Source organism: Paracoccus ravus (genome assembly GCF_004522175.1).
Taxonomy (GTDB): Bacteria; Pseudomonadota; Alphaproteobacteria; order Rhodobacterales; family Rhodobacteraceae; genus Paracoccus; species Paracoccus ravus.
The window spans coordinates 47,607-72,462 of the sequence record NZ_SDEB01000003.1; the positions used below are offsets into that span (position 1 = coordinate 47,607).

A 24,856-nucleotide genomic window follows, 5' to 3' on the forward strand; every position below is an offset into this window, starting at 1 on the left:
ATGATTGGATATTTGCCCGGATTTCCAGCCATTGCCTGTCATCTAGTCATCAGAAGCGGCTCTTGGAAAGCACAGACAGGCTGTGCTCAAAGCCAGTTGAGCCCTCGCCCAGAAGGGCCTGCAATTCGGCCTGAAATGCGATCGCAAGGGGCGCAAGCCGCGCCATGACGGCCCGCCCTTCTTCGGTCAAAGAGAGCGAAACCAGCCTGCCATCGCCGGGATGGTCGCGCTTTTCGATCAGCCCCTGCTGCTCTAACCGCGCCGCTGCACGGCTGACCTTCGACTTTTCCATATCGGCGCGGGCCTCGATCTCGCGAACGGACACCTCGCCTTGCTGAGAGAGATGCGCCAGCACCCGCCATTCCGGAACCGAGATCCCGGCCTCGGCCCGGTAGCGCCGCTCGAAGGCGCGACTGACCCGCCCGGCTGCGACGGCCAGCCGATAGGGCAGGAATTCATCCAATGCGAATCCGGTCATGGAGGGCCTTTCCTGTTTCGCCCATTCAAGCTTGACTTCATTGCAAATGCAACAACCATGGAGCGGCAAGGATTCGGAGGAATATCTCCATGACCCATTTAGACCTGCCGCAGGGCATGATCCGCGCCCTCAGCATGGCCGGCCCGCATGAGGGCTACATGCCCGGCTTCGGCAATGATTTCGAGACCGAGGCCCTGCCCGGCGCGCTGCCCCAGGGCATGAACTCGCCCCAGAAATGCAATTACGGCCTATACGGTGAGCAGCTTTCCGGCACCGCGTTCACCGCGCCCAGCCACCAGAACGAGCGGACATGGTGCTACCGGATCCGGCCCAGCGTGCGCCACACCCACCGCTTCGAGAAGATCGAGGTCCCGCATTGGCGCAGCGCCCCTTGCATCGATCCCGACATCGTCAGCCTGGGGCAATATCGCTGGGACCCGATCCCGGTGCCAGATGTGCCGCTCGACTGGATCAGCGGGATGCGGACGATGACCACGGCGGGCGATGTGAATATCCAGACCGGCATGGCCAGCCATGTCTATCTGGTCACGAAATCGATGCGCGACGCCTATTTCTACTCGGCCGATGGCGAATTGCTGGTGGTCCCGCAGGAGGGGCGGCTGCGCTTCTGCACCGAGCTCGGCGTGATCGACCTCGAGCCCAAGGAAATCGCGCTGATCCCGCGCGGCCTTGTCTATCGCGTGGAAGTGCTGGAAGGCCCGGCGCGTGGCTTCGTCTGCGAGAATTACGGCCAGAAATTCGCCCTGCCCGGCCGTGGCCCCATCGGCGCGAATTGCATGGCGAACAGGCGCGATTTCAAGACGCCGGTCGCAGCCTTCGAGGATCGCGAGACGCCCTCGACCGTGACGGTGAAATGGTGCGGCCAGTTCCACCGCTCACGGATCGGGCATTCGCCTTTGGACGTGGTCGCATGGCATGGCAATTACGCCCCGGTAAAATACGACCTCAGCAGCTATTGCCCGGTCGGCGCGGTGCTGTTCGACCATCCCGACCCCTCGATCTTCACCGTGCTGACCGCGCCTTCCGGCGTCGAGGGGACGGCGAATATCGATTTTGTGCTGTTCCGCGAGCGCTGGATGGTGGCCGAAAACACCTTCCGCCCGCCTTGGTACCATAAGAACGTCATGTCCGAGCTGATGGGCAACATCTACGGCATCTATGACGCCAAGCCCAAGGGCTTCGTGCCCGGCGGCATGAGCCTGCATAACTGCATGCTGCCGCATGGGCCGGATCGCCATGCCTTCGAGGGGGCCTCGAATGCCGCATTGAAGCCCGAGAAACTGGACGAGACCATGTCCTTCATGTTCGAGACCCGGTTCCCACAGCACCTGACCCCCTTCGCGGCCCATTCGGGGCAGCTGCAAGAGGATTACATCGATTGCTGGGCGAGCCTTGAGAAAAAATTCGACGGCACGCCCGGTTTGAAATGACGCCACAGGGGGGCTTTGCCCCCCGCGTTCGCCGCATCCCTCAATGGGGTGCGGCGAACGCTCCCCCCAAGGATATTTAAGTACCGAAGAAAGAGGGCAAGATGCCACTGATCCGCTCTTGGTTGGCCGCGGCAAACACGCCGGACTGCCCCTTTCCGCTGAACAATTTGCCCTGCGGTGTGTTCTCGCATGGGGCCGAGGCCCCACGCTGCGGCGTCGCGATCGGGGACATGATCCTTGACATGGCGGGCCTCGAGAAAGCGGGGCTACCGGGCCTTGCCGGACCGCTTTTCGATGTCCCATATTGGAACAAGGTCATGGCGGGGGGACCCGACCTTTGGACGAAGCTCCGGCGTCAGTTGCTGGATTTGCTGGGCGAGGGGGCGGTTCGCGAGCGGGTTGCGCCGCATCTGCATCCCATGGCGGGGGCCGTGCTGCATATGCCCTTCCAGATCGCCGAATTCACCGATTTCTATGCCGGAAAGCATCATGCCGAGAATGTCGGCACGATGTTTCGCGGACCGGAAAACGCCCTGCCGCCAAATTGGCTGCATATTCCCATCGGCTATAACGGCAGGGCGTCCTCGGTCATGGTCTCAGGGGCTGATCTTCGCCGACCTTGGGGGCAGGTGAAGCAGCCCGACGAGGCCACACCGCGTTTCGCCCCTTCGGAACGCTTCGATTTCGAGCTGGAACTGGGCGCGGTGGTCGGCACGCCCTCCCATCCGGGCCAGCCGGTGACGGTAGCCGAGGCGGATACGATGATCTTTGGCTATGTGCTCTTGAACGACTGGTCGGCGCGCGACATTCAAGCTTGGGAATACCAACCGCTCGGCCCGTTTCAGGCCAAGGCGACGGCCACAACGATCTCGCCCTGGATCGTGACTCGGGCGGCGTTAGAACCTTTTCGTAGCCCTGCACCGCCGCGAGAGCGCCCGCTTCTGCCCTATCTGTGCGAGCCCGGGCCGATGAATTACGATATCGGGTTGGAAATCGCTTTGCGCCCTGAAGGCGGCGACGAGACCGTGATTTGCCGCACAAATGCGAGCGAGCTTTACTATTCGGCGGCGCAGCAACTCGCCCATCACACGAGTTCCGGCTGCGCGATGAATTGCGGCGATCTGCTCGGTTCGGGGACGATTTCGGGGCCTGGAAAAGCCAGCCGCGGCAGCCTTCTGGAGCTTAGCTGGGGCGGTTCCGAGCCGCTTGCCATTGAGGGCGGCACGCGGTGCTTTCTTGAAGATGGCGATACCGTCACTCTGCGCGGCGCGGCGCAGGGCGACGGCTATCTCATCGGTTTCGGGGACTGCAGCGGCAGGATTTTGCCCGCCTTGCCCGACCCCTATGCGCGCTGAGCCTCACGAAGCTTTCAGCACGCCGCGCTCGATCTGGTCCTGTTCGATGCTTTCGAACAGGGCGCGGAAATTGCCTTCGCCAAAGCCATCATCGCCCTTGCGCTGGATGAATTCGAAGAAGATTGGCCCGATCACTGTCTTCGAGAAAATCTGCAACAGGATGCGGGTCTCGCCGCCATCGACCACCCCTTCGCCGTCAATCAGAATGCCATGCTTCGCCATCAGATCGATCGGTTCGGCATGGTCCTTCACGCGCTCGCGCGAGAAATCGTAATAGGCCATCGGCGGCTTGGGCATGAACTTCAACCCGCGCCCGGCAATCGCATCGGTGGCGGCATAGATATCCTCGGTGCCGACGGCGATATGCTGGATGCCCTCGCCATTGTAGCGGCGCAGATATTCGACGATCTGACCCGTCTCGCCACGATCCTCATTGATCGGGATGCGGATGCGGCCGCAGGGGCTGGTCAAAGCGCGGCTGAAAAGGCCGGTAAATTTCCCCTCGATATCGAAGAAGCGGATCTGGCGGAAATTGAACAGCTTGCCGTAGAAGTCGAACCACTTGTCCATATTGCCGCGATGGACGTTATGGGTCAGGTGGTCGAGATAATGGAAGCCCACGCCCGCAGGTTTGGTGGCGGCGACGAAGTCGAATTCCGCCGCATAGGGATTGGCCGCGCCGCCATATTCGTCGGTGAAATAGATAAGCGAGCCACCGATCCCGACAATCGCGGGCCAATCGAGCGTTTTGCCCGGCCCCTCATATGCGGTCGCGCCGTTGCGGACGGCGTGTTCGAAAGCATGCTGCGCATCGACCACCCGCCATGCCATCGAGGGCGCGCAGGGGCCGTGTTGCTCGACGAAGTCGCGGGCATGGCTGCCCGGCTCGTCATTGAGCACATAGGTGATATCACCCTGCTGCCAAAGCTCGATCGCCTTTTCGCGATGACGAGCCGTCAGCGCATAACCCATGCGGGTGAAAATCGCGCGCAATTCCTCGGGCTGGGGATGGGCGAATTCGACGAATTCGAACCCGTCGGTTCCTGCTGGGTTTGCCTCTGAAATCGTCGCGCGCGGGGCGTCATGCGGAAAGGGGCCCATGTGATCCTCCGTCAGATAGTCCTTTAAGTCAGGATCGCACCAGGCCGAAGAAGATTGCGCGCAAAATTCAGTTTCATTTGCCAAAGACATGCGCCAAATTTACGCAAGATACCAATTCGACGCGGATTTCACGCATGATCGATCCGATTGATTCCCGCCTCCTCGCCGCGGTCCAGCGCCGGGCCGATATCACCGCTCAGGAATTGGGCGAGGTCTTGAACCTCTCGCCCTCGCAGGCGGCCCGTCGCCGTGCGCGGCTGGAGGATGAAGGCGTGATCCACGGCTATGGCGCGCGGCTTGACCCGGCGCGTCTGGGCCTGACCGTGCAGGCTTTCGTGCAGGTGCAGATGGCCGCGCACAATGCCGATAATGCGCAGGGCTTCGCCCGCCTCGTCGCGACCTTGCCCGAGGTTGTCAGTTGCTGGACCCTGACCGGAGAAGCCGATTACCTGCTGCGGGTCTGGTGCCCCGATTTGCCAGCGCTGAATACGCTGATCCATCACCGGCTTTTGCCGCATCCTGCAGTGGCGCGGGTGCAAAGCCAGATCGTCATGGACCAGCCGAAACCCGATGCAGGCCTGCCGCTGTGATCAATGCCGGGCCGCATGCACGCGCCCCGGCATTTTTCGCCTTATTCCGGCAGAATGCGCACGGCGCCCTTGTCGGCGGACGAGGCGAAAGCGGCATAAGCCTTCAGCGCCGTCGTGACATTGCGCTTGCGCGTCTGGGCGGGTTTCCAGCCCAGTTTGTCCTGCTCGGCGCGGCGGGTGGCCAATTCGGCTTCCGGCACGGCAAGGTTGATCGTGCGGTTCGGAATGTCGATCTCGATCACATCGCCATCGCGAACAAGGCCGATGATCCCGCCCTGCGCCGCTTCCGGCGAGGCATGGCCGATCGACAGGCCCGAGGTTCCGCCCGAGAAGCGGCCATCGGTGACCAGCGCACAGGCTTTGCCGAGACCCTTCGACTTCAGGTAGCTCGTCGGGTAGAGCATTTCCTGCATCCCCGGCCCGCCTTTCGGGCCCTCGTAGCGGATCACCACCACGTCGCCCGCCTTGACCTTGCCGGTCAGGATGCCGCTGACCGCCGCGTCCTGGCTTTCATAGACCACGGCGGGACCGGTGAATTTCAGGATGGAATCGTCCACGCCCGCCGTCTTCACGATGCAGCCGTCCAGCGCGATATTGCCCTTCAGCACCGCAAGCCCGCCATCCGCCGAGAACGGCGCATTGACCGAGCGGATCACCCCGTTCTGGCGGTCGAGATCCAGCGTGTCCCAGCGCGCCTCCTGCGAGAAGGCGACCTGCGTCGGGATGCCACCCGGGGCGGCGCTGAAGAACTTGTGCACCGTCTCACTTTCGGTGCGGCTGATATCCCAGCGGTCGATGGCCTCACCCAAGGTGGGCGTGTGCACGGTCGGCGTGTCGCGATGGATCAACCCGCCACGCTCAAGCTGGCCGAGGATCGCCATGATGCCGCCGGCGCGGTGGACATCCTCCATATGGACATCCTGCTTGGCGGGCGCGACTTTCGAAAGGCACGGAACCTTGCGCGACAGCCGGTCGATATCGGCCATGTCGAAATCAATGCCGCCCTCATGCGCGGCGGCGAGGATATGCAGCACGGTATTGGTCGAGCCACCCATCGCGATATCCAGCGACATGGCGTTCTCGAAGGCCTTCTTGTTGGCGACATTGCGCGGCAGGATCGAGGTATCGTCCTGCTCGTAATAGCGCCGCGCCAAATCGACGACGAGATGGCCCGCCTCGACGAAAAGCCGCTTGCGGTCGGCATGTGTCGCCAAGGTCGAGCCGTTCCCCGGCAGCGACAGGCCCAGAGCCTCGGTCAGGCAGTTCATCGAGTTCGCAGTGAACATGCCCGAGCAGGACCCGCAGGTCGGGCAGGCCGATCGCTCGATGGCCTGAACATCCTCGTCCGAGACGCTTTCATCCGCCGCGGCGACCATGGCATCGACAAGGTCCAGCGCATGGGTCTTGCCGTTCAGGACGACCTTGCCGGCCTCCATCGGGCCGCCCGAGACGAAGACCGCCGGAATGTTCAGCCGCATCGCCGCGTTCAGCATACCGGGCGTGATCTTGTCGCAATTCGAGATGCAGACCATGGCATCGGCGCAATGCGCGTTGACCATGTATTCGACGCTGTCGGCGATGATCTCGCGCGAGGGCAGCGAATAGAGCATGCCGTCATGGCCCATGGCGATGCCGTCATCGACCGCGATGGTGTTGAATTCCTTAGCGACGCCGCCCGCAGCCTCGATCTCGCGCGCGACGAGCTGGCCAAGGTCCTTCAAATGGACATGGCCGGGGACGAATTGCGTGAAGGAGTTCACCACGGCGATAATCGGCTTGCCGAAGTCCCCGTCCTTCATCCCGGTCGCGCGCCAGAGGCCACGGGCCCCTGCCATATTGCGGCCATGCGTCGAGGTGCGAGAGCGATAGGCTGGCATATTCTGTCCTTCCGGATCGGGCCGGAGCAAGGGCCCGGCATAGTTCGGGGCCTTGGTTACCGCGATGGGCGCGACACTTCCAGTTCAACTTGACGCCTGAACCATTAAAGATGTTGCGCAATCCTGCGCAGCCGGGCAATTCAAATCATCGCGGATCGGGGAAAGACGGGAATATGGCCTTCACGCTCAGGCAGTTGCGCTATTTTCTGGCGACGGCCGAGAATCGGACCGTCTCGGGGGCGGCGCAGGCGCTGGCGATCTCGCAATCCGCCGTGACCGAGGCCATCCGCGAGCTCGAGGCCGATCTGGGCGTGCCGTTGTTCGAGCGCCATCCCCGTGGGCTGGAAATCACGCCGCGCGGGCATCAGTTCCTGCGCCATGCCCAGCAGATCCTGTCCAGCGTATCGGATGCAAGGCAGGCCATGAAGGTCGAGGCCGAGCATCTCTCGGGGCGGCTGAACATCGGCGTGACCTCGCTGGTCGCGGGCTATGTCATCTCGGACGTGCTGGCGCGCTTCCGCCGCGCCAACCCGGCGGTCGAGGTCGCGGCGCTGGAGGATAGCGGCGAATATCTCGAGCACCTGCTGATCGGGGGCGAGCTCGACGCGGCGGTGATGGTAACCTCGAACCTGCGCGACCGGCTGGCCTTGCAAGCGGAAATCCTTGAGGTTTCGCCCTATCAGCTTTGGCTGCCCAATGGGCATCCGCTGGCCGCGCAGCCCTCGGTTGCGATCAGCGATCTGGCACAAGAGCCGATGATCATGCTGCGCCTTGACGAGACCGAGCAGCCGACGCGGCGGCTTCTCGATGCGTTTGGCGCACGGCCCCGCATCGCCTTCCGCACCCGCTCTGTCGAGGCCGTCCGCTCGCTGGTCGCCACCGGGGCGGGGATCGCGCTTTTGCCCGCGCTGATCTATCGCCGCTGGTCGCTGGAGGGCGACCCGATCGTGTCGCGCGATGTCTCGGGTTCGCTGCCGGTGGTGCAGGTGGGCGTGGTCTGGCGCAAGGGCGCGCCGCTTTCGCCTGCGGTACGCGAATTCATCCGCACCGCCCAGTCACAGCGTTTCCGACGCTGAAACCTAGCTATCGGTTTTTCCGATAGCGGCATTCTGACAATTGAATTTGCGAAATCGGCATTCTCGGCTCAGTCTGTTGGCAAGGGGCGTGCGAAGCCTCGGTCCAACAGGGAAAACAACATGAACAAGGTGCTGAACGCGCTGGCCTCGGGGTTAGCGCTGGTTGCCGCTGGCGCATTGCCGGTCGCCGCCGAGATGCCGACGGCCTTGGGCACGCCCGAGGGCGCGCTCTCGATCGTTGCATGGCCGGGCTATATCGAGCGCGGCGAAACCGACAAGGCCTTCGACTGGGTCACCAAGTTCGAGGAAAAGACCGGCTGCAAGGTCGAGGTCAAAACCGCGGGAACCTCGGATGAGATGGTCTCGCTGATGAATCAAGGCGGCTTCGATCTGGTCACGGCCTCGGGCGACGCCTCGCTGCGCCTGATCGCGGGCGAGAAGGTCCAGCCGATCAACATCGACCTGATCCCAAGCTGGAACACCGTCGATGACCGCCTGAAGGATGCGCCTTGGCACACGGTCGACGGCACGCATTACGGCACGCCCTTCATGTGGGGTCCGAACGTACTGATGTATAGCACCGAGGTCTTCAAGGAAGCGCCGAAAAGCTGGGACGTGGTCTTCAACGAGCAGACCCTGCCCGATGGCAAATCGAACAAGGGCCGTGTTCAGGCTTATGATGGCCCGATCTATATCGCCGATGCCGCGATGTATCTGATGAAACACCAGCCGGAACTGGGCATCAAGAACCCGTTCGAACTGAACGAGGACCAGTATGCCGCTGCGCTGGAACTGCTGAAAGGCCAACGCCAATTGGTCTCGCGCTATTGGCATGACGCCATGGTGCAGATCGACGACTTCAAGAACGAAGGCGTCGTGGCTTCCAGCACTTGGCCCTTCCAGGTGAACCTTCTGGCCGCCGACAAGGCCCCCGTCGCCAGCACCATCCCCGAGGAAGGCGCGACTGGCTGGGCCGACACGCTGATGCTGCACGCGGATTCGAAGCACCAGACCTGTGCCTATCTGTGGATGGAGCACTCGCTGTCCTCGAACCTGCAATCGGACCTGTCCGTGTGGTTCGGCGCGGTGCCTTCGGTTCCCGCCGCCTGCACCGATGGCCGTGGCCAGCAGACCGCCGAGGGCTGCAAGACCAACGGTTACGAAGACTTCGACAAGATCTGGTTCTGGCGCACGCCGACCTCGAAATGCGAGGCTGGCGGCTGCGTTCCCTATCACCGCTGGGTTTCCGACTACATCGCCGTGATGGGCAGCTGATACCCTTCTGCCCGGACCTCGGGTCCGGGCAACCCTTTCTCAGGACAATTCAAATGACAGAAGCTGTGAGCTTTCGCGGCGTGTCGCGCTATTTCGGGCATGTCCGTGCCGTCGATGGCGTCGATCTCGATATCCGCGACGGCGAATTCTTCGCCATGCTGGGCCCCTCGGGGTCCGGCAAGACCACCTGCCTGCGCCTGATCGCGGGCTTTGAACAGCCGACCGGCGGCGAGATACGGATTTATGGCGAACAGGCTGCGGGCGTGCCCCCCTATCGCCGCAACGTGAATACCGTGTTCCAAAGCTATGCGCTGTTCCCGCATATGAATGTGCGCGACAACGTGGCCTTTGGCCTGCGCGTCAAGGGCACCGGCAAGGCCGAGCGCCACAAGGCCGCCGAAGAGGCGCTGGCCATGGTGGAACTTGCCGGTTTCGGCGACCGCCGCGCCGGTGAGCTGTCGGGCGGCCAGCGTCAGCGCGTGGCGCTGGCCCGTGCGCTGGTCAACAAACCGAAAGTGCTGCTGCTGGACGAACCGCTTGGTGCGCTAGACCTGAAGCTGCGCGAGCAGATGCAAGAGGAACTGCGCAGCCTGCAACGCGCGCTTGGCCTGACCTTCGTCTTCGTCACCCATGATCAGGACGAGGCGCTTTCGATGGCCGACCGCGTCGCCGTCTTTGCCGATGGCAAGATGCAGCAGGTCGGCACCGCCGAGGACATCTATCGCCGCCCGAACACTCGTTTCGTCGCGGATTTCGTGGGCTCTTCGAACGTGCTTCCTGCCGATTTCGTCGGCGCCGGTCCGAATGGCCGCTGGGCCAGCCTGCGCCCCGAAGATATCCGCCTTGACCCGCTGGGCCATGAGGCCGTGGTCACCTCGCGCGCCTATCATGGCCGCGTCGTTAAGCTGGGCTTGAAACTGGGCGCGCAGCACCTGAACGCGCTGATGCCCGCGACCGAAGACCTGCCTCAACCGGGCGAAAAAGTCCGCGTCGGCTGGGACCGCGCCCGCGTCCATATGATGGAGAGCGGCGCATGACCCTGCCCGCCATCCTTCCGGCCCGTGGCGGCATTGCCGCCCGCGCCATAGACTGGATGATGCGCCACCCGGCGATGTTCACCTTTCTGATGGTGCTGCCGATCGTTTTGTGGCTGGGCATCGTCTATATCGGCTCGCTGATCGCGCTGCTGATGCAAAGCTTCTTTTCCATCGACGAGTTCTCGGGCGTGGTGAAGCAGGAATTCACCCTGTCGACTTATGCCGAACTGCTGCGTCCGGCGAATTTCGACATCATCCTGCGGACGATCCTGATGGCCGCTTCGGTGACGCTGGCCTCGGCGGCGATTGCATTCCCCATCGCCTATTTCGCCGCGCGCTACGCCAAGGGGAAGTGGAAGGCGCTGTTCTATATCGGCGTCATGCTGCCCTTGTGGTCGAGCTACCTCGTCAAGGTCTATGCATGGAAGCTGGTCCTTGCCAAGGAAGGCATCCTGACTTGGGTCTTCGAGAAGCTGCATCTGACATGGCTATTGGACGGCCTGCTGGCTTTGCCGGTCGTGGGCGGCAACTCGCTTTCGGTCAGCTATCTGGGGACCTTCATCGTCTTCGTCTATATCTGGCTGCCCTATATGATCATCCCCGTCCAAGCCGCGCTCGAACGCGTGCCGGGCGCGATGATGGAGGCGGCGTCTGACCTTGGCGCAAATCCGGGGCAAAGCTTCCGCATGGTGCTGTTCCCCTTGGCGTTGCCGGGGGTGATCGCGGGGTCGATCTTCACCTTCTCGCTGACGCTGGGCGATTACATCATCCCGCAGATCATCGGCTCGGGCCGGCTGTTCATCGGGCAGGCCGTCTATGTCCAGCAGGGCACGGCCGGCAATATCCCGCTCGCCGCAGCTTTTACCGTCGTCCCCATCGTCATCATGGGCGTCTACCTGTGGGGCGCACGCAAAATGGGGGCCTTTGATGCACTCTGATACCCGCGCACCTTTGCCCCTGAAGATCGCCGCAATCGGTGGATTGGTCTTTCTGCTGGCCCCCATCGCGCTGATTTTCGTCTATGCCTTCACCACCGAGGAGAAAAGCTTCCAATGGCCACCGCCGGGCCTGACGCTGAAATGGTTCGGAGTCACTATGGGCCGGGCGGATGTCTGGGCGGCGCTTGCCCTATCTGTCAAAGTCGCGGCGATTTCGACCTGTATCGCGCTGGTTCTGGGCACGATGACGGCGGCGGCGGTGGCGCGCTCGCGCTTCTTCGGCCGCGAAACCATCTCGCTGCTGGTCATCCTGCCGATCGCGCTTCCGGGGATCATCACCGGGATCTCGCTGCGCTCGGCATTCTCGCTGCTGGATATTCCCTTCAGCACTTGGACCATCGTGCTGGGTCACGCGACCTTCTGTATCGTCGTCGTCTATAACAATGCGGTCGCGCGGTTCCGCCGCACCTCGGGCGCGCTGATCGAGGCGGCGATGGATCTGGGTGCGGACGGGCTTCAGACCTTCCGTCTGGTGATCCTGCCGAATATCGGGACCGCGCTGCTTGCGGGCGGAATGCTGGCCTTTGCGCTCAGCTTCGACGAGGTCATCGTTACCACCTTCACTGCAGGGAACCAATCCACCCTGCCGATCTGGATGCTGGAGGAGTTGATCCGTCCCCGCCAGCGCCCCGTCACCAATGTCGTCGCCATGCTTGTCGTGCTCGTCACGGTGTTCCCGATCCTCGCGGCCTATTGGCTGACCAAAGAGGGCGAGCATACCGAAGGCGCCGAGAAATAACGAAATTCAGGGAGTTATATCATGCAAACCCAGATGCTGATCGGAGGCTCGCTTGTCGCGGGCACGGAAACCGAAGAGCAGGTCCTCAACCCTCGCACCGGTGAGGTGATCCTGACCCTTCCAGAAGCGTCGATTGCACAGGTCGAAGCTGCTGTCACCGCCGCAAGCAAGGCATTCACCAGCTGGTCGCGCACCACTCCGGCACAACGCTCGGGCTATCTTCTGAAGATCGCCGACCGGATTGAGGCCAAGGCCGCCGAGTTCGCCTCGCTTGAGGCGCTGAACTGCGGCAAACCCGGCCATCTTGCGCTGAATGACGAGTTGCCCGCGATTGTGGACTGCTACCGCTTCTTTGCCGGCGCGGTGCGCAATATGTCCGGCCCGGTGGCAGGCGAGTATTTGCCCGGCCATACCTCGATGATCCGCCGCGATCCGGTTGGGGTCGTGGCCTCGATCGCGCCGTGGAACTATCCGCTGATGATGATGGCATGGAAGATCGCCCCGGCGATTGCGGCGGGCAATACCGTGGTCTTTAAGCCCTCGGAACAGACCCCGCTGACCGCCCTGAAAATGGCCGAGATCTTTGCCGAAATCCTTCCCGAGGGCGTCGTCAATATCGTGCTGGGCCGTGGCGATACCGTCGGCTCGGCGCTGATCGGGCATCCTTCGGTGGCGATGATCTCGCTGACCGGCGATATCGCGACGGGCCGCAAAATCCTTGAAGCCGCGACCAAGACCATCAAGCGCACCCATCTGGAACTGGGCGGCAAGGCCCCGGTCATCATCATGGAGGATGCCGATATCGAGGCCACGGTCGCGGGCCTGCGCGCCTTCGGCTATTACAATGCCGGGCAGGATTGCACCGCCGCATGTCGCGTCTATGCGCATTCCTCGGTCTATGATCGTTTCGTCGCGGGGCTGACGGATGCCGTGTCCACGATCGGCTATGCCAATGAGGATGACAGTCTGAACGAGATGGGTCCGCTGATCTCGCCGCGCCAGCGCGACCGCGTCGCCAGTTTCGTCGCGCGCGCACGGGAATCCAACCATATCGAGGTCACCACTGGCGGTGAACTGCATGATGGTCCGGGTTTCTTCTACAAGCCCACAGTTATTGCCGGGGCCTTGCAGACCGATGAGATCGTGCAGCGCGAGGTCTTTGGTCCGGTCGTCTCGGTCACCCGCTTCGACGAAGCCGAGCAGGTCGTGGGCTGGGCGAACGATTCGCAATACGGCCTTGCCTCATCGGTCTGGACGCGCGACGTGTCGAAGGGCCTCGCGATGGCGGCGCAGCTGCAATATGGCTGCACATGGATCAACACCCATTTCATGCTGACCAATGAAATGCCGCATGGTGGTCTGAAACAATCGGGCTATGGCAAGGACATGTCGGTCTATGCGCTCGAGGATTACTCGGCGGTCCGCCATGTGATGATCGCGCATTGAGGCTTGGGGCGGCGGGGAAACCCGCCGCCTTTTTACGATTTGCCGCCCAGCGGGATCGTCATGTTGAACAGGATGGCATCGCCCTCAAGGCGGTTCGTGGCGTCGAATTCATGGAACCAGCGGGCCTCCAGCGTGACCGGGGTTTCCCACCAATTGCCCTGCCACGAAACCGCCGGACCCAGCGCCGTGACCTCGCCGCGGAAGGGCCCGAATGTGCCCGCGCCGGTATCGTCGCTGATCTGCTTGTAGTAATAGCCCTGCAGCCCCAGCATCACGCCATTGGCGAGGGTCTTGCCGACCGCGGCCTCGAGGTGGAACTCGTCGCCGGATTCATATTCGGTATCGTCATTCTCGTCGTTGAAGGTGACGCCCGCGGCGAGGTTCGCCTGCCAGCCGGTATCGGGATTCATCCAGGTCACCGCCCCGGTCAGGTCATAGGCCCAGTGATTGAAGGCAACATTGGTGCTGCGCGCCTGATCGTAATCCCCGACCGGCACGTTCACCATCAGCGTGAGCGAGCCCATGACCGGCCCCTGCCCCCAGCCGAGGCCGCCACTCAGCACCGGGTCGCCAAAGGTGAAGCTGTCCTGGGATTTATTCGCGCTCAACACCGCACCATTGGGCGCGGTCAGGGTCGCGTCGACATTGCTTTCCTTATAGCCCCAGGGAAGCGTCAGGCCGAAAAAGGGCCGCCCTCCCATGGCCGATCCATCGCCTGACCAGATCACCGAGGACAGGCCGATAAAGGCCTCACCGTCGATCCCGACTTCCAGCCTGCCGCCCTGCGGGATCGAGCCGCCGTTTTCACCGGAGTAATAATAGAAGGTCTGCTGGGTATAGGTGCCGGGCGGCGGCACCGCGCCCGCCATCGTGGTCTTGGAGCCAAGGATATACATCCCCGCCCCGCCTTCGACGGCCCAAGCCTGTCCGCCGAACCCGGCAAGCGCGCCCGCGGCCAGAAGATATGTGAGTGAATTCCGTTGTAACCTACGCATGGCGAGTCCCCGCGCTGACAGGATCGGATGTTGAAAGCATTGATGCGCCGAGCGTGGCTGTCAATTTGAACAGCAGCAAAGAAGCATCTACTGTCACCTTGCTGCACCTACTGGAAAATACCGATCCGATCGCGGGGACTTGCGAAAGGCCTCCTTTCTTCCGCCGGAAACGGACGAAAAGGCGCAGGCGGCGGGGCATCATTCGCCTATGATCGTGCCGGGGTCCGAATGCCGGGATCGTCCATTCGCATGGCCCCCGGGCAAAGGAATCGGGGGCTGCGATGCTTCCGACGCGGGCTTTCGGCGACCCGCGGCCGGTTCAAGTCGCCTCGGGCGGCTCGAATGTAAAGCCATCGAAAAACGCGTCTGCCCGCAGCACCATCTGGCCCTTCTCGGCCGGAACCGTGCGGTCCTGCGCCAAGCTGCCTTCGAGGCGCATCGACGCGCCGGGCAGCGGCGCGCCGGCAGGGCGCAAATGCTGGCGGTAAAGATCGGTGCGGAAATGCCCCATCGCCCTTTCCATGGCGGGACCGAGCGGCAATCCGCGCCGCGACGCGATCTTTGCCGCGATCAGGGCGGCGAGGCTCTTCCACGGAAAACTTGCCCCACCGGCGTTGAAGGCGATGAAATCCGGCGCCTCGCGAAGGTCGCCCGAGGGCGTCACCATCATCTTGCCGCTCAGCCCGCGCTCGGCCAATTCCGAGGGAAGATCCAGATATTCCCCACGCGACAGGATTTCGGCCGCGGTGCTGCGATGTCCCGGCTCATCGAGCCATCGGCCCGCGCGCCAGAGGGCACGCATCAAGGCCCCGGTTTCATCCGGCCGCGCCTCGGCCATGTCGCGGCGCAGGACCAGCCCCTTCTCGGGCGGCGCGGCCCAGATCGCCGTGCCCGGCAGGATCAGCGTGGCGATGCCGCGCTCGACCGCGAAAGAGGCCCAGGGCTCGCCCACGCAAAACGCGTCCAACTCGCCCGCTGCCATCGCATCGGCCATCTGTGGCGGCGGGACAGTGACCAGATCCAGCCTCTCGGACGCGAATCCGCAGGTTTCAAGCCAATGCCCGACCAGTTCCAGATGGGTCGAAAAGGCAAAGGGGACACCGACACGCAGCCGGTCCGGGACGACCTTGCCCAAGGCCTCGCCCGCCGCGCGGGCATCGCTGAAATCGAACTCATGGCCCTCGGCGCGCAGTCTGGCCGCGATCTCGTTGCTGACTGCAATCGCCTCGCCGCCATGGGACAGGAACATCAGCAAGTCGAATTCCGGCAATCGCGGCCCAAGGCCCAAAGCCTGCCCGATCGGCATGGGCACCAGCATATGCGCAGCGTCGATCACCCCCGCGCCCAGCATGTCGCGGCTCTGCGCCCAGGCGGTCAGGCGCAATAGGTCGAATTCCAGCCCCTCTTCGGCGGCAAAACCCATCTCGCGCGCGATGACCAGCGGCGCCGCGTCGATGAGCGGCACATAGCCGAGGCGCATCCGCGTCAGCGCCATGTCAGCAGCCCCGCCGCCATGACCAGCTGCTGGGCGATATCGGCGACACGCTTGCCCTGATCCATCGCGGTCTTGCGCAAGAGCGCATAGGCGGCCTCTTCGTCAATGCCGCGCGCCTTCATCAGCACGGCCTTGGCCCGGTCGATGATCTTGCGTTCCTCGAGCGCGGCGCGGGTGGCGGCCAGTTCGCTGCGCATGCGCTGAAACATGTGGAAGCGCGCGATGGCCGCATCGAGGATGGGCTTGATCCGGTCGGGACGCAGGCCATCCACGACATAGGCCGAGACGCCGGCCTCGATCGCCGCTCGGGTCAGTTGCTCGTCCGAGCGGTCCACGAACATCGCCACGGGACGCTCGGTCGGGCCCGAGGCCAAGGCCAGTTCCTCGAGGATGTCGCGCGAGGGATTGGCAAGGTCGATCAGCACGACATCGGGGCGATATTCCGCGATCTGGCGCGCAAGGCCGGTCTCTTCCGAGATGATGCGGATATCGTGATCGCCCACTTCGCGCAGGCCGTCGACGATGGGAAGGGCGCGTTCCTTGTCAGGCTCGACAATGACGATAGAGAGACGTTTTTCCATGCCCTGCCCGGTGGTTTCCCCTGCCCTGACATTGCCCGGTACGGCAAGGCAATGACGCCCCGCCAAAGACCCCGCGAGCGGCGTCAGACCTGCCGCGATATTATGCAACCTTTTCCGCATTGCCGTAATTTCGGGCGCATGCCCGGCGCTGTAGGAGGGTTGGGGTCTTGAACAACGCGCGCGCGAACCCCATTGCCAAGTCTCTGGCCCGAGCCGGTCACGAAGGACAAACGATGCCGCCCCTGCCCGCCGATCCAAGGCCGATGACCCTGCGCGAGAGCGAGATTCGCCGCTTTGCCCGCGCCCGCTACGGGCTGCGCGGCACCTTGCGGCTGCATCGCGCCTCACTCGGAACTGACCTTCTGCGCGCGCCGCTGAACGTGATGCTGTCGCCGGTCTTTCTGCTGCTGCGGCTCTGGGCGCTGATCCTGCGGCTTCTGGGAGCGCGGCGGGCGGCGGCGTGGTTGTCGCAGCGCAAGATCTTTCTCACCACCGATCTGGCGCGGCAGTTGAAATCCGATCTGCATGGGCTTTTCGGGGCTCTCGCCGCGAAAGGCGTCGCGCCCGATGCCTCGGCCGAGCGGATCGAGGCAGCTATCGAAGCCCATGCCGAGGCGCGCAATGCGGTGGCCGAATTGACCACCTCGGCTCTGGTCCTGCTGGCGGGGATCGCGCTGTTTCGACGCGCGACGCCCGGCATCGTGACACTGGCCGAGCCTTTGGCCCATCTGCGGGCGCAGACGCAGGCGATCCGGGATTTCGCCTTGGGCGATTGGGCCGGAGGGGTTTGGTATGGCTGGTTTCCGGCCCAGCATTCGCTGTCCGAACTGGTTCTGACCGGACTTGCGCTGGCGCTTCTGGCGGCGCTTGTCACCGCCTTTGCCGGGCTCTTGGCCGATCCGGTCCAGCTTTGGGCCGGGATTCACCAGCGGCGCTTGATGCGAATGATGGCGCGGCTCGACCGGAACCGGCCCGAGCCTGCGCTTTCGGGCGAACATCTGCTCGCCCGGTTGGGGGATATCGGCGATCTGGCGGCCTCGCTCTGGCGCGGCTGGCGCTAGACTGCGGCCTGCGCGGCAAAGTCTCGGGCTTCGGAGGGCGCGGTCCCGAGGCTGCCGATGGCGAGATCTAGATCGGGAAAATCGCGCCGGACCAGATCCGGGAGAGAGCCACCCGCCCGGATCGCCTCGGCGCAAAGTTCCTTGATCCGGGCCTGCGCCTCGGGGCGTGGCATGTGACGTGCCAAAGCAAAGCTCAGCGCCTCGGCATGGATCAACCCGCCCCCGGCATTCAGATTGCGCGCCATCGCGTCGGCATCGGGCGAAAGGCTTGCGATCACCTGCTCGGCCAAGGCCAGCGCGCGCCCGGTCGAGATGCAAAGCTGCGGCAGGCTCAGCCATTCGACGAACCATGCCGATCCGTCGCGCTGCTGGCGATGCAGCCCCGCGCCCTGCATGGCGGAAGCCAGCGCCACCGAATGCCGCGCCAGCGCGACCAGAACGGAAGGGCCGACCGGATTCTGCTTTTGCGGCATGGTCGAAGATCCGCCCGCGCCTTCGAGCCGGATCTCGTCGATGCCGGATTGGGTCATCAGGATCAGGTCTTCGCCGATCTTGCCAAGGCTGGCCATCAGCCCCGCCATCCATGCCGAGAAGGCGCCGATCCGGTCGCGCTCGGCATGCCAGCTATGGCCGGGATCGGACAGACCGAGCGCCTTCGCAAGGCCCGCGCGCACCGCCGGACCCTCGGGACCCATGGCCGAGAGCGTGCCCGCCGCACCGCCGAGCGAAACCGTCGCAAGCTCCGGGCGCAGCGCCGCGAGCCTTGCGCGATGGCGCAAAAGCGGATGGCCCCAGCCTGAGACCAGCGCACCGAAACTGGTGGGCGTCGCGGCCTGACCATAGGTTCGGGCTGCCATCGGCAGGTCGGCATGGGCGGCGGCGAGCTTGCCCAAGGTCGCGACGAGTGCACCCAGACGCTCGTCCCAGATCTCGGTCACGCGGCGCAGGCGCAGCGCGAGGCCGGTCTCCATGATATCCTGACTGGTCGCGCCCCAATGCAGAAATTGCGCATATTCGGGGGCTTTCATCTCCTTGCGGAAGGCCGCGACCAGCGCCGGGATCGGCACGCCATTCGTCGCGGTCTCGGCGGCGAGGGCCGAAGGGTCGATCTGCGTCTCGCGCGAGGCACGCTCGATATAGGCAGCGGCGGTTTCGGGGATCAGGCCCAGTTCGCCCTGGACGCGGGCCAACATCCCCTCGACCAGCAACATGGCCCGGATCTCGGCACTGTCGGAAAACAGTGCGGCAGTAGCGTCATCGCTGAAAAGATTGCGGTAGATCGCGCTGTCGGCGGCGGATGCGGGCATGGTCGGGCCTTCTGATTGTGGAAAGGCCGGGGGGCTGTCTGCCCCCCGGGCCCCCCGAGGATATTTATCTACCAAGAAAGATGCGAGGGGGCGTGCCCTTCAGATGTCGAAGAAGACGGTCTCGTTTTCGCCCTGCAGGACGATGTCGAAGCGATATGTGCCGTCTGCGGTCTTCTTGGCGATCAGCGTGTTCACGCGGGGGCGATGCTCGATCCTTTGCAGGACGGGGCAGGACTCATTGTCCTCATCCTCGAAATAGATCCGGGTCTGCAGGCCCAGGTTGACGCCTCGCGCAACGACCCAAAGCGCGATATGCGGGGCCATCATGCGCCCGTCGGGGAAGGGCACGCGTCCCGGCTTGATGGTCGAAAGCGTCCATTCTCCGCTGTCGAAATCGGCGATGATGCGCGCCCAGCCCGTCACGTTCGGGTCCGCAGCACCGCGCGGGTCGTTGCCGGGATAGATGCCCTCGGCATCGGCCTGCCAGCTTTCGATCAGCGCATCGCGCAGGATCATGCCCGCACCGTCCTGAACCGTGCCAACAATGGTGATCTGCTCGCCCTTGGCCCCCTCGCGGATCGGGCTTTCGCCCAGATCGGTGGGGTAGATGCCAGGGATGCCCAGCTTGTTCGGGGTCAGGCCGATATGAACATAGGGGCCTGCGGTTTGCGAGGGGGATTCCTTGAGATAGTCGAGCTTCTGCATCACAGCCCCTCCTTGCGGTTCTCGAAGAATGACTGGCGGCGGCCGCGCAGCACGATGTCGAACTTGTAGGCCAGGCAATCCATCGGGATCGCGCGGTTCATGTCGAGGGGCGCCACCAGAGCCTGGATCGCCTTTTCCTGCCCGATGGTCTTGACGATGGGACATTTCGCGATCAGCGGGTCGCCCTCGAAATACATCTGGGTGATCAGGCGCTGGCCGAAGCCGGAGCCAAAGACCGAGATATGGATATGCATCGGCCGCCAGTTGTTGACGTGGTTCGGCCAGGGATAGGCACCGGGGCGCACGGTCAGGAATTCGTAGGACCCGTCCGGCCCGCTGATGGTGCGTCCGCAACCGCCGAAATTCGGATCAAGCGGGGCGGCGTAGTTGTCCTTTTTATGGCGGTAGCGGCCTCCGGCATTGGCCTGCCAGATCTCGACCAGCACATTCGGGATACCGCGCCCGTTCTCGTCCAAGACACGGCCATGCATGATGATGCGCTCGCCGATGGCGGGCTGGCCGGTGAAATTCAGGATCAAGTTGTTATCGAGCGCGCCGATCATGGTATGACCGAAGGCCGGGCCGGTTTCCTCGCTGAGCGTGGACCCCAGCGCGACCAGAGGCCGGAATGGCGCACGGGTCATCGAGGTCTTGTATCCGGGCGTATATGCCGCCGGATGCCAGTCGCGGTCGCGGAAAAACAGCGGCCCCCGGTCGATGTCGTTTTTCATCGCTGGCTCTCCATGCTGGCGAAGGTTTCCTTGGCGATCTTGATGGCGTGGTTCGCGCGCGGCACGCCCGCATAGATCGCGACATGCAGCAGGGCTTCCAGAACGTCATCCTGCGTCGCGCCGGTATTGGCAGTGGCGCGGATATGCATGGCAAGCTCATGGTCATTGCCCAGACCCGCGAGCAGCGCGATGGTCAGCATCGAGCGTTCGCGCGGGGAAATCGTATCGCGCGACCAGACCGAGCCCCATGCCGCCTCGGTGATCAGGGTCTGGAAGGGCGCGTCGAAATCGGTCTTCGCCGCCTCGGCCCGATCGACATGGGCATTGCCCAGCACGCGGCGGCGCGTGGCCATGCCCTGATCGAATCTGTCGCTCATTTCGAATGTTCCTCAAGAAAATCCCGCAGGATCGCCGCAAATGCCGCGGGCTGCTCGACGCAGGGCAGATGGCCCGCCTCGGGAATGATATGGAATGCCGCGTCGGGGATCAGATCGGCGGTCGCCTTGACAAGTTCGGCGGGCGAAGAGCCGTCCTGATCGCCAGCGATCACCGCGACCGGCAGGGTCAACCCGCGCGTCGTCTCGGTCAGATCGGCTGCCGCGAGCGCATGGCAGGCGCCGATATAGCCCTCGGCCGAGGTCCGCACGACCATATTGCGCCATGCCGCGAGTTCGGCTCGGGCGCGAAATGCAGGTGCGAACCAGCGCTGCATAATGACATCGGCGATGGAATCGATCCCGCCCGCGCGGATCGCGGCGACACGCTCGGACCAGCCTTGCGCATTGCCCATCTGAACCGCGGTGTTCGACAGGACCGCCGCGCGGATCAACTCGGGCCGCCGGGCCGAGATCAATTGCGCAATCATGCCCCCGATCGAAAGGCCGACGAAGATGACCGGGCCAAGGCCCAGATGCTCGATCAGGGCCGCGGCATCATCGGCCAGATCATCGACCGTGAAATTGCCGCCCTCGTCGGAGAGGCCATGGCCGCGCTTGTCGAAACGAATGGCGCGGATTTCGGGCATCTCGGCCAGCAATTGGTCCCAAAGCCGCAGATCCGTCCCCAGAGAATTGGCGAAAACGACGACGGGCCCAGTGGCCGGGCCGTCGATCCGGTAATGCATCGCGCCCCAGGGGCGGGTCAGAACTTGCATGGTGCTCTCCCTCTTTCCATAATCTGTCACAACAGTTCCGGCGTGAATAATGCAAAATCAGCCAAAATGAATAACCAATCTGCTATGCATCCCGGCGTCAAGCTGCGCCATATCAGGGCCTTTCTGGAGATCGCCGCCGAAGGCGGGCTGTCCTCGGTCGCCCGCGCGCAGGGCATTACCCAGCCCGCCTTGTCGCGCACCCTGGCGGAATTGGAGACCCTGCTCGGCCAGGCCATGTTCCTGCGGCAGGGGCGGCGGATGGTCCTGACCGAGGCGGGGACATTGTTTCGACGTCACGCCATGGCCGCGATGCAGGCGCTCGAGGCTGCGGCCAGGGCCGTGAAGCCGGGCGGCAGCGGCGTGTTGCGGATCGGCGTTCTGCCCAGCGTCGCGACCCGGTTCCTGCCGCAGGTCATGCTGCGCTTTCGGGAATTGCATCCCGCCATCCTTCTGGCGGCCGAGACCGGGCCGCATTTCCACCTGATGCGGCTCTTGCGCGACGGGGCCGTCGACATGGTGGTCGGCCGCCTGCCGGGATCTTCGGAAATGGCCGGGCTGCGGTTCGACCATCTCTACGAGGACGGCGTCATCCTGGTCGCCCGCGCCGACCATCCGCTGCGCGACCGCCCCGCGCCGGAAGCCCTCGCGGCATCGCCGCTGGTCCTGCCCCCGGCCACGGCGCTGATCAGGCCGGCCGTGACGGATTACCTTTCGGCCCATGGGCTGAGCGGATTGCGACCTGCCTTCGAGACCGTCTCTCTGGCCCTGGGACGTGGGCTTTGCCTTGGCTCGGACGCCATGTGGTTCATCTCGCATGGGGTGGTCATCCACGAGCTTGAGCGCGGCGAATTGGTCGAATTGCCGACCGGCGCACGGTTTTTGTCGGGCGCGATCGGCATGACCCGACGTCAGGCCATTTCCGTGTCGGGACTGTCCGAATTTGAGGAAATTGCCCGCGAACTGGCCCGAGACAAGGCGTGATGGCGCAGGCCGCCACGAAATTTGTCCATTTACAGAGCGCATCAGGCATTGCTAGGGGGCGCGCAAATCGGACGGGCGGATGGGGCCCGATTCCCGAGATGCGAGGAGAACCATGACTTTGGCAACGCAGAATGTGACGCGCGGACTGGCGGCCACCGGTTGGGTGGCCAGCCTGTGCTGGATTGCCGTGGTGCTGGACGGCTTTGACCTGGTGGTGCTGGGCGCTTTGATCCCGACCCTGACGGGCGGGGATATGCCCTTCATGACCAAGCCCGAGGCGACTTTTGTTTCGACCATCAGCCTGGTCGGCATGACTTTCGGCGCACTGATGATCGGCGCGCTGACCGACCGGGTTGGGCGGCGCAAGTCGATGATCTGGTCCGTCGCGGCCTTTTCGGTCACGACGCTGGCCTGCGCCTTTTCGCAGGACTGGATACAGCTGTCGCTGTTCCGCTTTCTTGCCGGCTTCGGCTTGGGCGGCTGTCTGCCGACGGCCATCGCCATGGTCACGGAATTCTCGCAAGGACGCGCGGGCAAGGCCTCGACGCGGGTGATGACCGGCTATCATGTCGGTGCGGTCGCGACCGCGCTGCTGGGTCTTGCGCTGCTGCCGCTGCTGGGCTGGCGCTCGATGTTCGTGGCAGGTGCCTTGCCCGGTTTCGCGCTGGTCCCAGCGATGATGCGCCACCTGCCCGAATCGCCTGCCTTCCTGCTGGCCAAGGGCCGCCATGCCGAGGCCGAAGAAATCGCCCGTGCGAATGGCCTGACCCTTGCCCCCGTGGCGACCGAGGAAGCGCCCGCGCTTTCGAGCGGCGTGCTGTTCCGAGCGCCTTTCCTGCGCAATAGTCTCGGCATCTGGGTCACGTCCTTCATGGGGCTGCTTCTGGTCTATGCGCTGAACACCTGGCTGCCGACGCTGATGATCGAGGCGGGTTACGGGCTGCAAAAGGGCCTGTTCTTCCTGCTTCTGATGAATGCCGGCGCGATTTGCGGCCTGCTCGTGGCCGGTGCGGTGGGTGACCGGATCGGCCTGAGGACCGCGACGATCCTGTGGTTCCTCGCAAGCTGCGCGCTTTTGGCCGCGCTGTCGGTCAAGGTTCCGACGGCGGCGCTTTATCCGCTGGTCTTTGTCACCGGCTGCTTCGTCTTTTCGGCGCAGGTGCTGGTTTATGCCTATACGGCGGCGAACCATCCGCCCGCCGTTCGCGCCACCGCCCTTGGCATGGCAGCGGGCATCGGGCGGTTGGGCGCGATCTCGGGTCCGCTTCTGGGCGGAACTCTCGTTTCACTGGGTGTGGGACATCCGTGGGGCTTCTATGTCTTTGCGATTGTGGGCCTTTTCGCCGCCATCGCGATCACGACCACCAAGGTGATGCGCCAACAGGCTTGACCCGATCCGCCCGGCGCGCCCTCGCGCCGGGCCTGACCACAGGACTGCGACATGCGCCGCGCGCCAGACATCATCCCCCAATATTACCTCTACGGGGACCGGGACCGCGATGTCGAACGCGACTTCCTACATGTCGAGCCGATTCTGGATCGCAGTGGCCCGAATGCCTGGCAGATCAAAGCCCATGCCCATCCCGAGCATATTCAGGTTCTGCTGGTTCATCGCGGCGGTGGCACGATCCGGATCGAGGATGCGACCCTTGCGATCCCCGCCCCCTGCATTCTCGTGCTGCCCGCTGGCTGCGTCCATCAATTCGAGTTCGACCCCGGCACGGACGGCCATGTCGTGACCGCCGCTTTGGGATTTCTGAGCAGTGTTACCTCGGGCGATCCGCGCTTAGCGCAAGCCATTGCGCGCCCGGCGGTGCTGAAAATCACGGGTTCAGGCGTGGACCTGCCCGCGACGGTGGATACGTTTGATTGGCTCTTGCGCGAATTCGTATGGTCCGCGCCGGGACGCCGTACAGCAATCACGGCGCTGTTTCTGCGCATCCTTGTCATCGTTCTTCGCCTTGGCATGGCACAATCCGGAACCGAAACGACCGTCCCCGACAAAGATCAGGACCTCGTGATGCGTTATCGCGCGCTGATCGAACGCGATTTTCGCACCGAACGAGCGCCATCGGCCTATGCGGCGGCACTTGCCGTGACGACGGCCCGGTTAAACGCCGCCTGCAGGGCCCGTGCGGATCGTACCGCCAGCGAAATCCTGTATGAGCGTATCTTGCTCGAGGCCAAGCGTTACCTGCTTTATACCGAAAGCAGCGTAGCCCAGATCGCCCATCTGGCAGGCTTCGACGACCCGGCCTATTTCAACCGCTTCTTCGCACGCCGCGCGGGAATGTCGCCCGGCGCGTTCCGCAAGCACGGCCGAAGCGACTAGACGAACTGTCCAATCTTTCCGACGCGGGGTCCATTTCATGACAAGATGAGATGCGCCAATTTGACGCGGATCATGGGCGGCATCTCTGCGCC

24 protein-coding genes are annotated in these 24,856 nt (G+C 63.8%); 13 read left to right on the forward strand and 11 right to left on the reverse strand.

Annotated features, from left to right (window positions below; all coding sequences use genetic code 11):
* Positions 1-49 precede the first annotated feature (49 nt).
* Positions 50-478 carry a MarR family winged helix-turn-helix transcriptional regulator gene (locus ESZ60_RS03600; RefSeq protein ID WP_134679052.1) on the reverse strand — a complete coding sequence of 143 codons (429 nt, stop codon included), beginning with the start codon at positions 476-478 and terminating at the stop codon, positions 50-52.
* A gap of 89 nt (positions 479-567) precedes the next feature.
* Here ESZ60_RS03600 and hmgA point away from each other — a divergent pair, with 89 nt between their 5' ends.
* Together hmgA and fahA are read left to right on the forward strand one after the other, a co-directional pair.
* Positions 568-1,929, forward strand: coding sequence for a homogentisate 1,2-dioxygenase (gene hmgA / locus ESZ60_RS03605; RefSeq protein ID WP_134679053.1), 1,362 nt, complete (start codon positions 568-570; stop codon positions 1,927-1,929).
* A gap of 101 nt (positions 1,930-2,030) precedes the next feature.
* Positions 2,031-3,284 carry a fumarylacetoacetase gene (gene fahA, locus ESZ60_RS03610; RefSeq protein ID WP_134679054.1) on the forward strand — a complete coding sequence of 418 codons (1,254 nt, stop codon included), beginning with the start codon at positions 2,031-2,033 and terminating at the stop codon, positions 3,282-3,284.
* A 3-nt stretch (positions 3,285-3,287) separates the two neighbouring features.
* On the opposite strand, the gene hppD is transcribed toward fahA, so the two are convergent.
* Positions 3,288-4,385 (reverse strand): 4-hydroxyphenylpyruvate dioxygenase, encoded by a 1,098-nt coding sequence (gene hppD / locus ESZ60_RS03615; RefSeq protein WP_134679055.1) that lies wholly within the window; start codon positions 4,383-4,385, stop codon positions 3,288-3,290.
* Positions 4,386-4,519: 134 nt separating this feature from the next.
* Between hppD and ESZ60_RS03620 the strand changes: the two genes are divergently transcribed.
* Positions 4,520-4,975: an Lrp/AsnC family transcriptional regulator gene (locus ESZ60_RS03620; protein ID WP_134679056.1), complete on the forward strand. Its 456-nt coding sequence runs from the start codon at positions 4,520-4,522 to the stop codon at positions 4,973-4,975.
* Between the two features lie 41 nt (positions 4,976-5,016).
* Here the strand turns inward: ESZ60_RS03620 and ilvD are convergent, their stop codons facing one another.
* Entirely contained in the window at positions 5,017-6,852 is a 1,836-nt protein-coding gene (gene ilvD, locus ESZ60_RS03625) for a dihydroxy-acid dehydratase (protein WP_134679057.1), read from the reverse strand.
* Positions 6,853-7,025: 173 nt separating this feature from the next.
* Between ilvD and ESZ60_RS03630 the strand changes: the two genes are divergently transcribed.
* From ESZ60_RS03630 to ESZ60_RS03655, 6 genes are all read left to right on the forward strand, one after another.
* Positions 7,026-7,928, forward strand: coding sequence for a LysR family transcriptional regulator (locus ESZ60_RS03630; protein ID WP_134679058.1), 903 nt, complete (start codon positions 7,026-7,028; stop codon positions 7,926-7,928).
* Between the two features lie 120 nt (positions 7,929-8,048).
* Complete coding sequence (locus ESZ60_RS03635; RefSeq protein ID WP_134679059.1) at positions 8,049-9,203, forward strand: ABC transporter substrate-binding protein; 1,155 nt, start codon at positions 8,049-8,051, stop codon at positions 9,201-9,203.
* 53 nt (positions 9,204-9,256) lie between these two features.
* Positions 9,257-10,240: an ABC transporter ATP-binding protein gene (locus ESZ60_RS03640; protein WP_134679060.1), complete on the forward strand. Its 984-nt coding sequence runs from the start codon at positions 9,257-9,259 to the stop codon at positions 10,238-10,240.
* Positions 10,237-11,178 (forward strand): ABC transporter permease, encoded by a 942-nt coding sequence (locus tag ESZ60_RS03645; protein ID WP_134679061.1) that lies wholly within the window; start codon positions 10,237-10,239, stop codon positions 11,176-11,178. The genes ESZ60_RS03640 and ESZ60_RS03645 overlap by 4 nt, the downstream gene beginning before the upstream one ends.
* Complete coding sequence (locus ESZ60_RS03650) at positions 11,168-11,977, forward strand: ABC transporter permease (RefSeq protein ID WP_134679062.1); 810 nt, start codon at positions 11,168-11,170, stop codon at positions 11,975-11,977. Before ESZ60_RS03645 ends, ESZ60_RS03650 begins: the two co-directional genes overlap by 11 nt.
* 21 nt (positions 11,978-11,998) lie before the next feature.
* The gene (locus ESZ60_RS03655) at positions 11,999-13,423 is read left to right on the forward strand and encodes a gamma-aminobutyraldehyde dehydrogenase (protein WP_134679063.1); all 1,425 of its coding nucleotides are present in this window, start codon (positions 11,999-12,001) and stop codon (positions 13,421-13,423) included.
* 32 nt (positions 13,424-13,455) lie between these two features.
* Here ESZ60_RS03655 and ESZ60_RS03660 read toward each other — a convergent pair whose 3' ends face one another.
* From ESZ60_RS03660 to ESZ60_RS03670, 3 genes are all read right to left on the reverse strand, one after another.
* Entirely contained in the window at positions 13,456-14,418 is a 963-nt protein-coding gene (locus ESZ60_RS03660) for a SphA family protein (protein WP_134679064.1), read from the reverse strand.
* Between the two features lie 319 nt (positions 14,419-14,737).
* Positions 14,738-15,913 (reverse strand): CmpA/NrtA family ABC transporter substrate-binding protein, encoded by a 1,176-nt coding sequence (locus ESZ60_RS03665; RefSeq protein ID WP_134679065.1) that lies wholly within the window; start codon positions 15,911-15,913, stop codon positions 14,738-14,740.
* On the reverse strand, positions 15,904-16,494 hold the full coding sequence (locus ESZ60_RS03670) for an ANTAR domain-containing response regulator (RefSeq protein ID WP_134679217.1): 591 nt from the start codon (positions 16,492-16,494) through the stop codon (positions 15,904-15,906). Before ESZ60_RS03670 ends, ESZ60_RS03665 begins: the two co-directional genes overlap by 10 nt.
* Positions 16,495-16,727: 233 nt before the next feature.
* Between ESZ60_RS03670 and ESZ60_RS03675 the strand changes: the two genes are divergently transcribed.
* A complete protein-coding gene (locus ESZ60_RS03675; RefSeq protein WP_134679066.1) occupies positions 16,728-17,555 on the forward strand; it encodes a DUF6635 family protein in 828 nt (275 codons plus the stop codon).
* Here ESZ60_RS03675 and ESZ60_RS03680 read toward each other — a convergent pair.
* The 5 genes from ESZ60_RS03680 to pcaD form a co-directional block, all read right to left on the reverse strand.
* Entirely contained in the window at positions 17,552-18,862 is a 1,311-nt protein-coding gene (locus ESZ60_RS03680; RefSeq protein WP_134679067.1) for a class-II fumarase/aspartase family protein, read from the reverse strand. The genes ESZ60_RS03675 and ESZ60_RS03680 overlap by 4 nt on opposite strands.
* Before the next feature lie 99 nt (positions 18,863-18,961).
* On the reverse strand, positions 18,962-19,567 hold the full coding sequence (gene pcaG / locus ESZ60_RS03685) for a protocatechuate 3,4-dioxygenase subunit alpha (protein WP_134679068.1): 606 nt from the start codon (positions 19,565-19,567) through the stop codon (positions 18,962-18,964).
* Complete coding sequence (gene pcaH / locus ESZ60_RS03690; protein WP_134679069.1) at positions 19,567-20,298, reverse strand: protocatechuate 3,4-dioxygenase subunit beta; 732 nt, start codon at positions 20,296-20,298, stop codon at positions 19,567-19,569. Before pcaH ends, pcaG begins: the two co-directional genes overlap by 1 nt.
* Complete coding sequence (gene pcaC / locus ESZ60_RS03695) at positions 20,295-20,675, reverse strand: 4-carboxymuconolactone decarboxylase (RefSeq protein ID WP_134679070.1); 381 nt, start codon at positions 20,673-20,675, stop codon at positions 20,295-20,297. The genes pcaH and pcaC overlap by 4 nt, the downstream gene beginning before the upstream one ends.
* A complete protein-coding gene (pcaD, locus tag ESZ60_RS03700) occupies positions 20,672-21,451 on the reverse strand; it encodes a 3-oxoadipate enol-lactonase (RefSeq protein ID WP_134679071.1) in 780 nt (259 codons plus the stop codon). The genes pcaC and pcaD overlap by 4 nt, the downstream gene beginning before the upstream one ends.
* 66 nt (positions 21,452-21,517) lie before the next feature.
* Here pcaD and ESZ60_RS03705 point away from each other — a divergent pair, with 66 nt between their 5' ends.
* The 3 genes from ESZ60_RS03705 to ESZ60_RS03715 all read left to right on the forward strand — a co-directional run bounded on the left by ESZ60_RS03705 (position 21,518) and on the right by ESZ60_RS03715 (position 24,764).
* A complete protein-coding gene (locus ESZ60_RS03705) occupies positions 21,518-22,432 on the forward strand; it encodes a LysR substrate-binding domain-containing protein (RefSeq protein WP_167620050.1) in 915 nt (304 codons plus the stop codon).
* Positions 22,433-22,544: 112 nt separating this feature from the next.
* Positions 22,545-23,822 carry an MFS transporter gene (locus ESZ60_RS03710; RefSeq protein ID WP_134679073.1) on the forward strand — a complete coding sequence of 426 codons (1,278 nt, stop codon included), beginning with the start codon at positions 22,545-22,547 and terminating at the stop codon, positions 23,820-23,822.
* 51 nt (positions 23,823-23,873) lie between these two features.
* On the forward strand, positions 23,874-24,764 hold the full coding sequence (locus ESZ60_RS03715; protein ID WP_134679074.1) for a helix-turn-helix domain-containing protein: 891 nt from the start codon (positions 23,874-23,876) through the stop codon (positions 24,762-24,764).
* Positions 24,765-24,856: the final 92 nt, after the last annotated feature.

Bases quoted from the DNA above. Each gene is read 5' to 3' on its own strand.
- hmgA (WP_134679053.1), top strand. From the start codon at position 568: ATGACCCATTTAGACCTGCCGCAGGGCATGATCCGCGCCCTCAGCATG.
- fahA (WP_134679054.1), top strand. From the start codon at position 2,031: ATGCCACTGATCCGCTCTTGGTTGGCCGCGGCAAACACGCCGGACTGC.
- pcaC (WP_134679070.1), bottom strand. From the start codon at position 20,675: ATGAGCGACAGATTCGATCAGGGCATGGCCACGCGCCGCCGCGTGCTG.
- ESZ60_RS03645 (WP_134679061.1), top strand. From the start codon at position 10,237: ATGACCCTGCCCGCCATCCTTCCGGCCCGTGGCGGCATTGCCGCCCGC.
- ESZ60_RS03670 (WP_134679217.1), bottom strand. From the start codon at position 16,494: ATGGAAAAACGTCTCTCTATCGTCATTGTCGAGCCTGACAAGGAACGC.
- ESZ60_RS03715 (WP_134679074.1), top strand. From the start codon at position 23,874: ATGCGCCGCGCGCCAGACATCATCCCCCAATATTACCTCTACGGGGAC.
- ESZ60_RS03635 (WP_134679059.1), top strand. From the start codon at position 8,049: ATGAACAAGGTGCTGAACGCGCTGGCCTCGGGGTTAGCGCTGGTTGCC.
- ESZ60_RS03655 (WP_134679063.1), top strand. From the start codon at position 11,999: ATGCAAACCCAGATGCTGATCGGAGGCTCGCTTGTCGCGGGCACGGAA.
- ilvD (WP_134679057.1), bottom strand. From the start codon at position 6,852: ATGCCAGCCTATCGCTCTCGCACCTCGACGCATGGCCGCAATATGGCA.
- ESZ60_RS03620 (WP_134679056.1), top strand. From the start codon at position 4,520: ATGATCGATCCGATTGATTCCCGCCTCCTCGCCGCGGTCCAGCGCCGG.
- ESZ60_RS03675 (WP_134679066.1), top strand. From the start codon at position 16,728: ATGCCGCCCCTGCCCGCCGATCCAAGGCCGATGACCCTGCGCGAGAGC.
- ESZ60_RS03660 (WP_134679064.1), bottom strand. From the start codon at position 14,418: ATGCGTAGGTTACAACGGAATTCACTCACATATCTTCTGGCCGCGGGC.
- pcaD (WP_134679071.1), bottom strand. From the start codon at position 21,451: ATGCAAGTTCTGACCCGCCCCTGGGGCGCGATGCATTACCGGATCGAC.
- ESZ60_RS03710 (WP_134679073.1), top strand. From the start codon at position 22,545: ATGACTTTGGCAACGCAGAATGTGACGCGCGGACTGGCGGCCACCGGT.
- pcaG (WP_134679068.1), bottom strand. From the start codon at position 19,567: ATGCAGAAGCTCGACTATCTCAAGGAATCCCCCTCGCAAACCGCAGGC.
- ESZ60_RS03705 (WP_167620050.1), top strand. From the start codon at position 21,518: ATGAATAACCAATCTGCTATGCATCCCGGCGTCAAGCTGCGCCATATC.
- pcaH (WP_134679069.1), bottom strand. From the start codon at position 20,298: ATGAAAAACGACATCGACCGGGGGCCGCTGTTTTTCCGCGACCGCGAC.
- ESZ60_RS03665 (WP_134679065.1), bottom strand. From the start codon at position 15,913: ATGGCGCTGACGCGGATGCGCCTCGGCTATGTGCCGCTCATCGACGCG.
- ESZ60_RS03600 (WP_134679052.1), bottom strand. From the start codon at position 478: ATGACCGGATTCGCATTGGATGAATTCCTGCCCTATCGGCTGGCCGTC.
- ESZ60_RS03650 (WP_134679062.1), top strand. From the start codon at position 11,168: ATGCACTCTGATACCCGCGCACCTTTGCCCCTGAAGATCGCCGCAATC.
- ESZ60_RS03630 (WP_134679058.1), top strand. From the start codon at position 7,026: ATGGCCTTCACGCTCAGGCAGTTGCGCTATTTTCTGGCGACGGCCGAG.
- hppD (WP_134679055.1), bottom strand. From the start codon at position 4,385: ATGGGCCCCTTTCCGCATGACGCCCCGCGCGCGACGATTTCAGAGGCA.
- ESZ60_RS03680 (WP_134679067.1), bottom strand. From the start codon at position 18,862: ATGCCCGCATCCGCCGCCGACAGCGCGATCTACCGCAATCTTTTCAGC.
- ESZ60_RS03640 (WP_134679060.1), top strand. From the start codon at position 9,257: ATGACAGAAGCTGTGAGCTTTCGCGGCGTGTCGCGCTATTTCGGGCAT.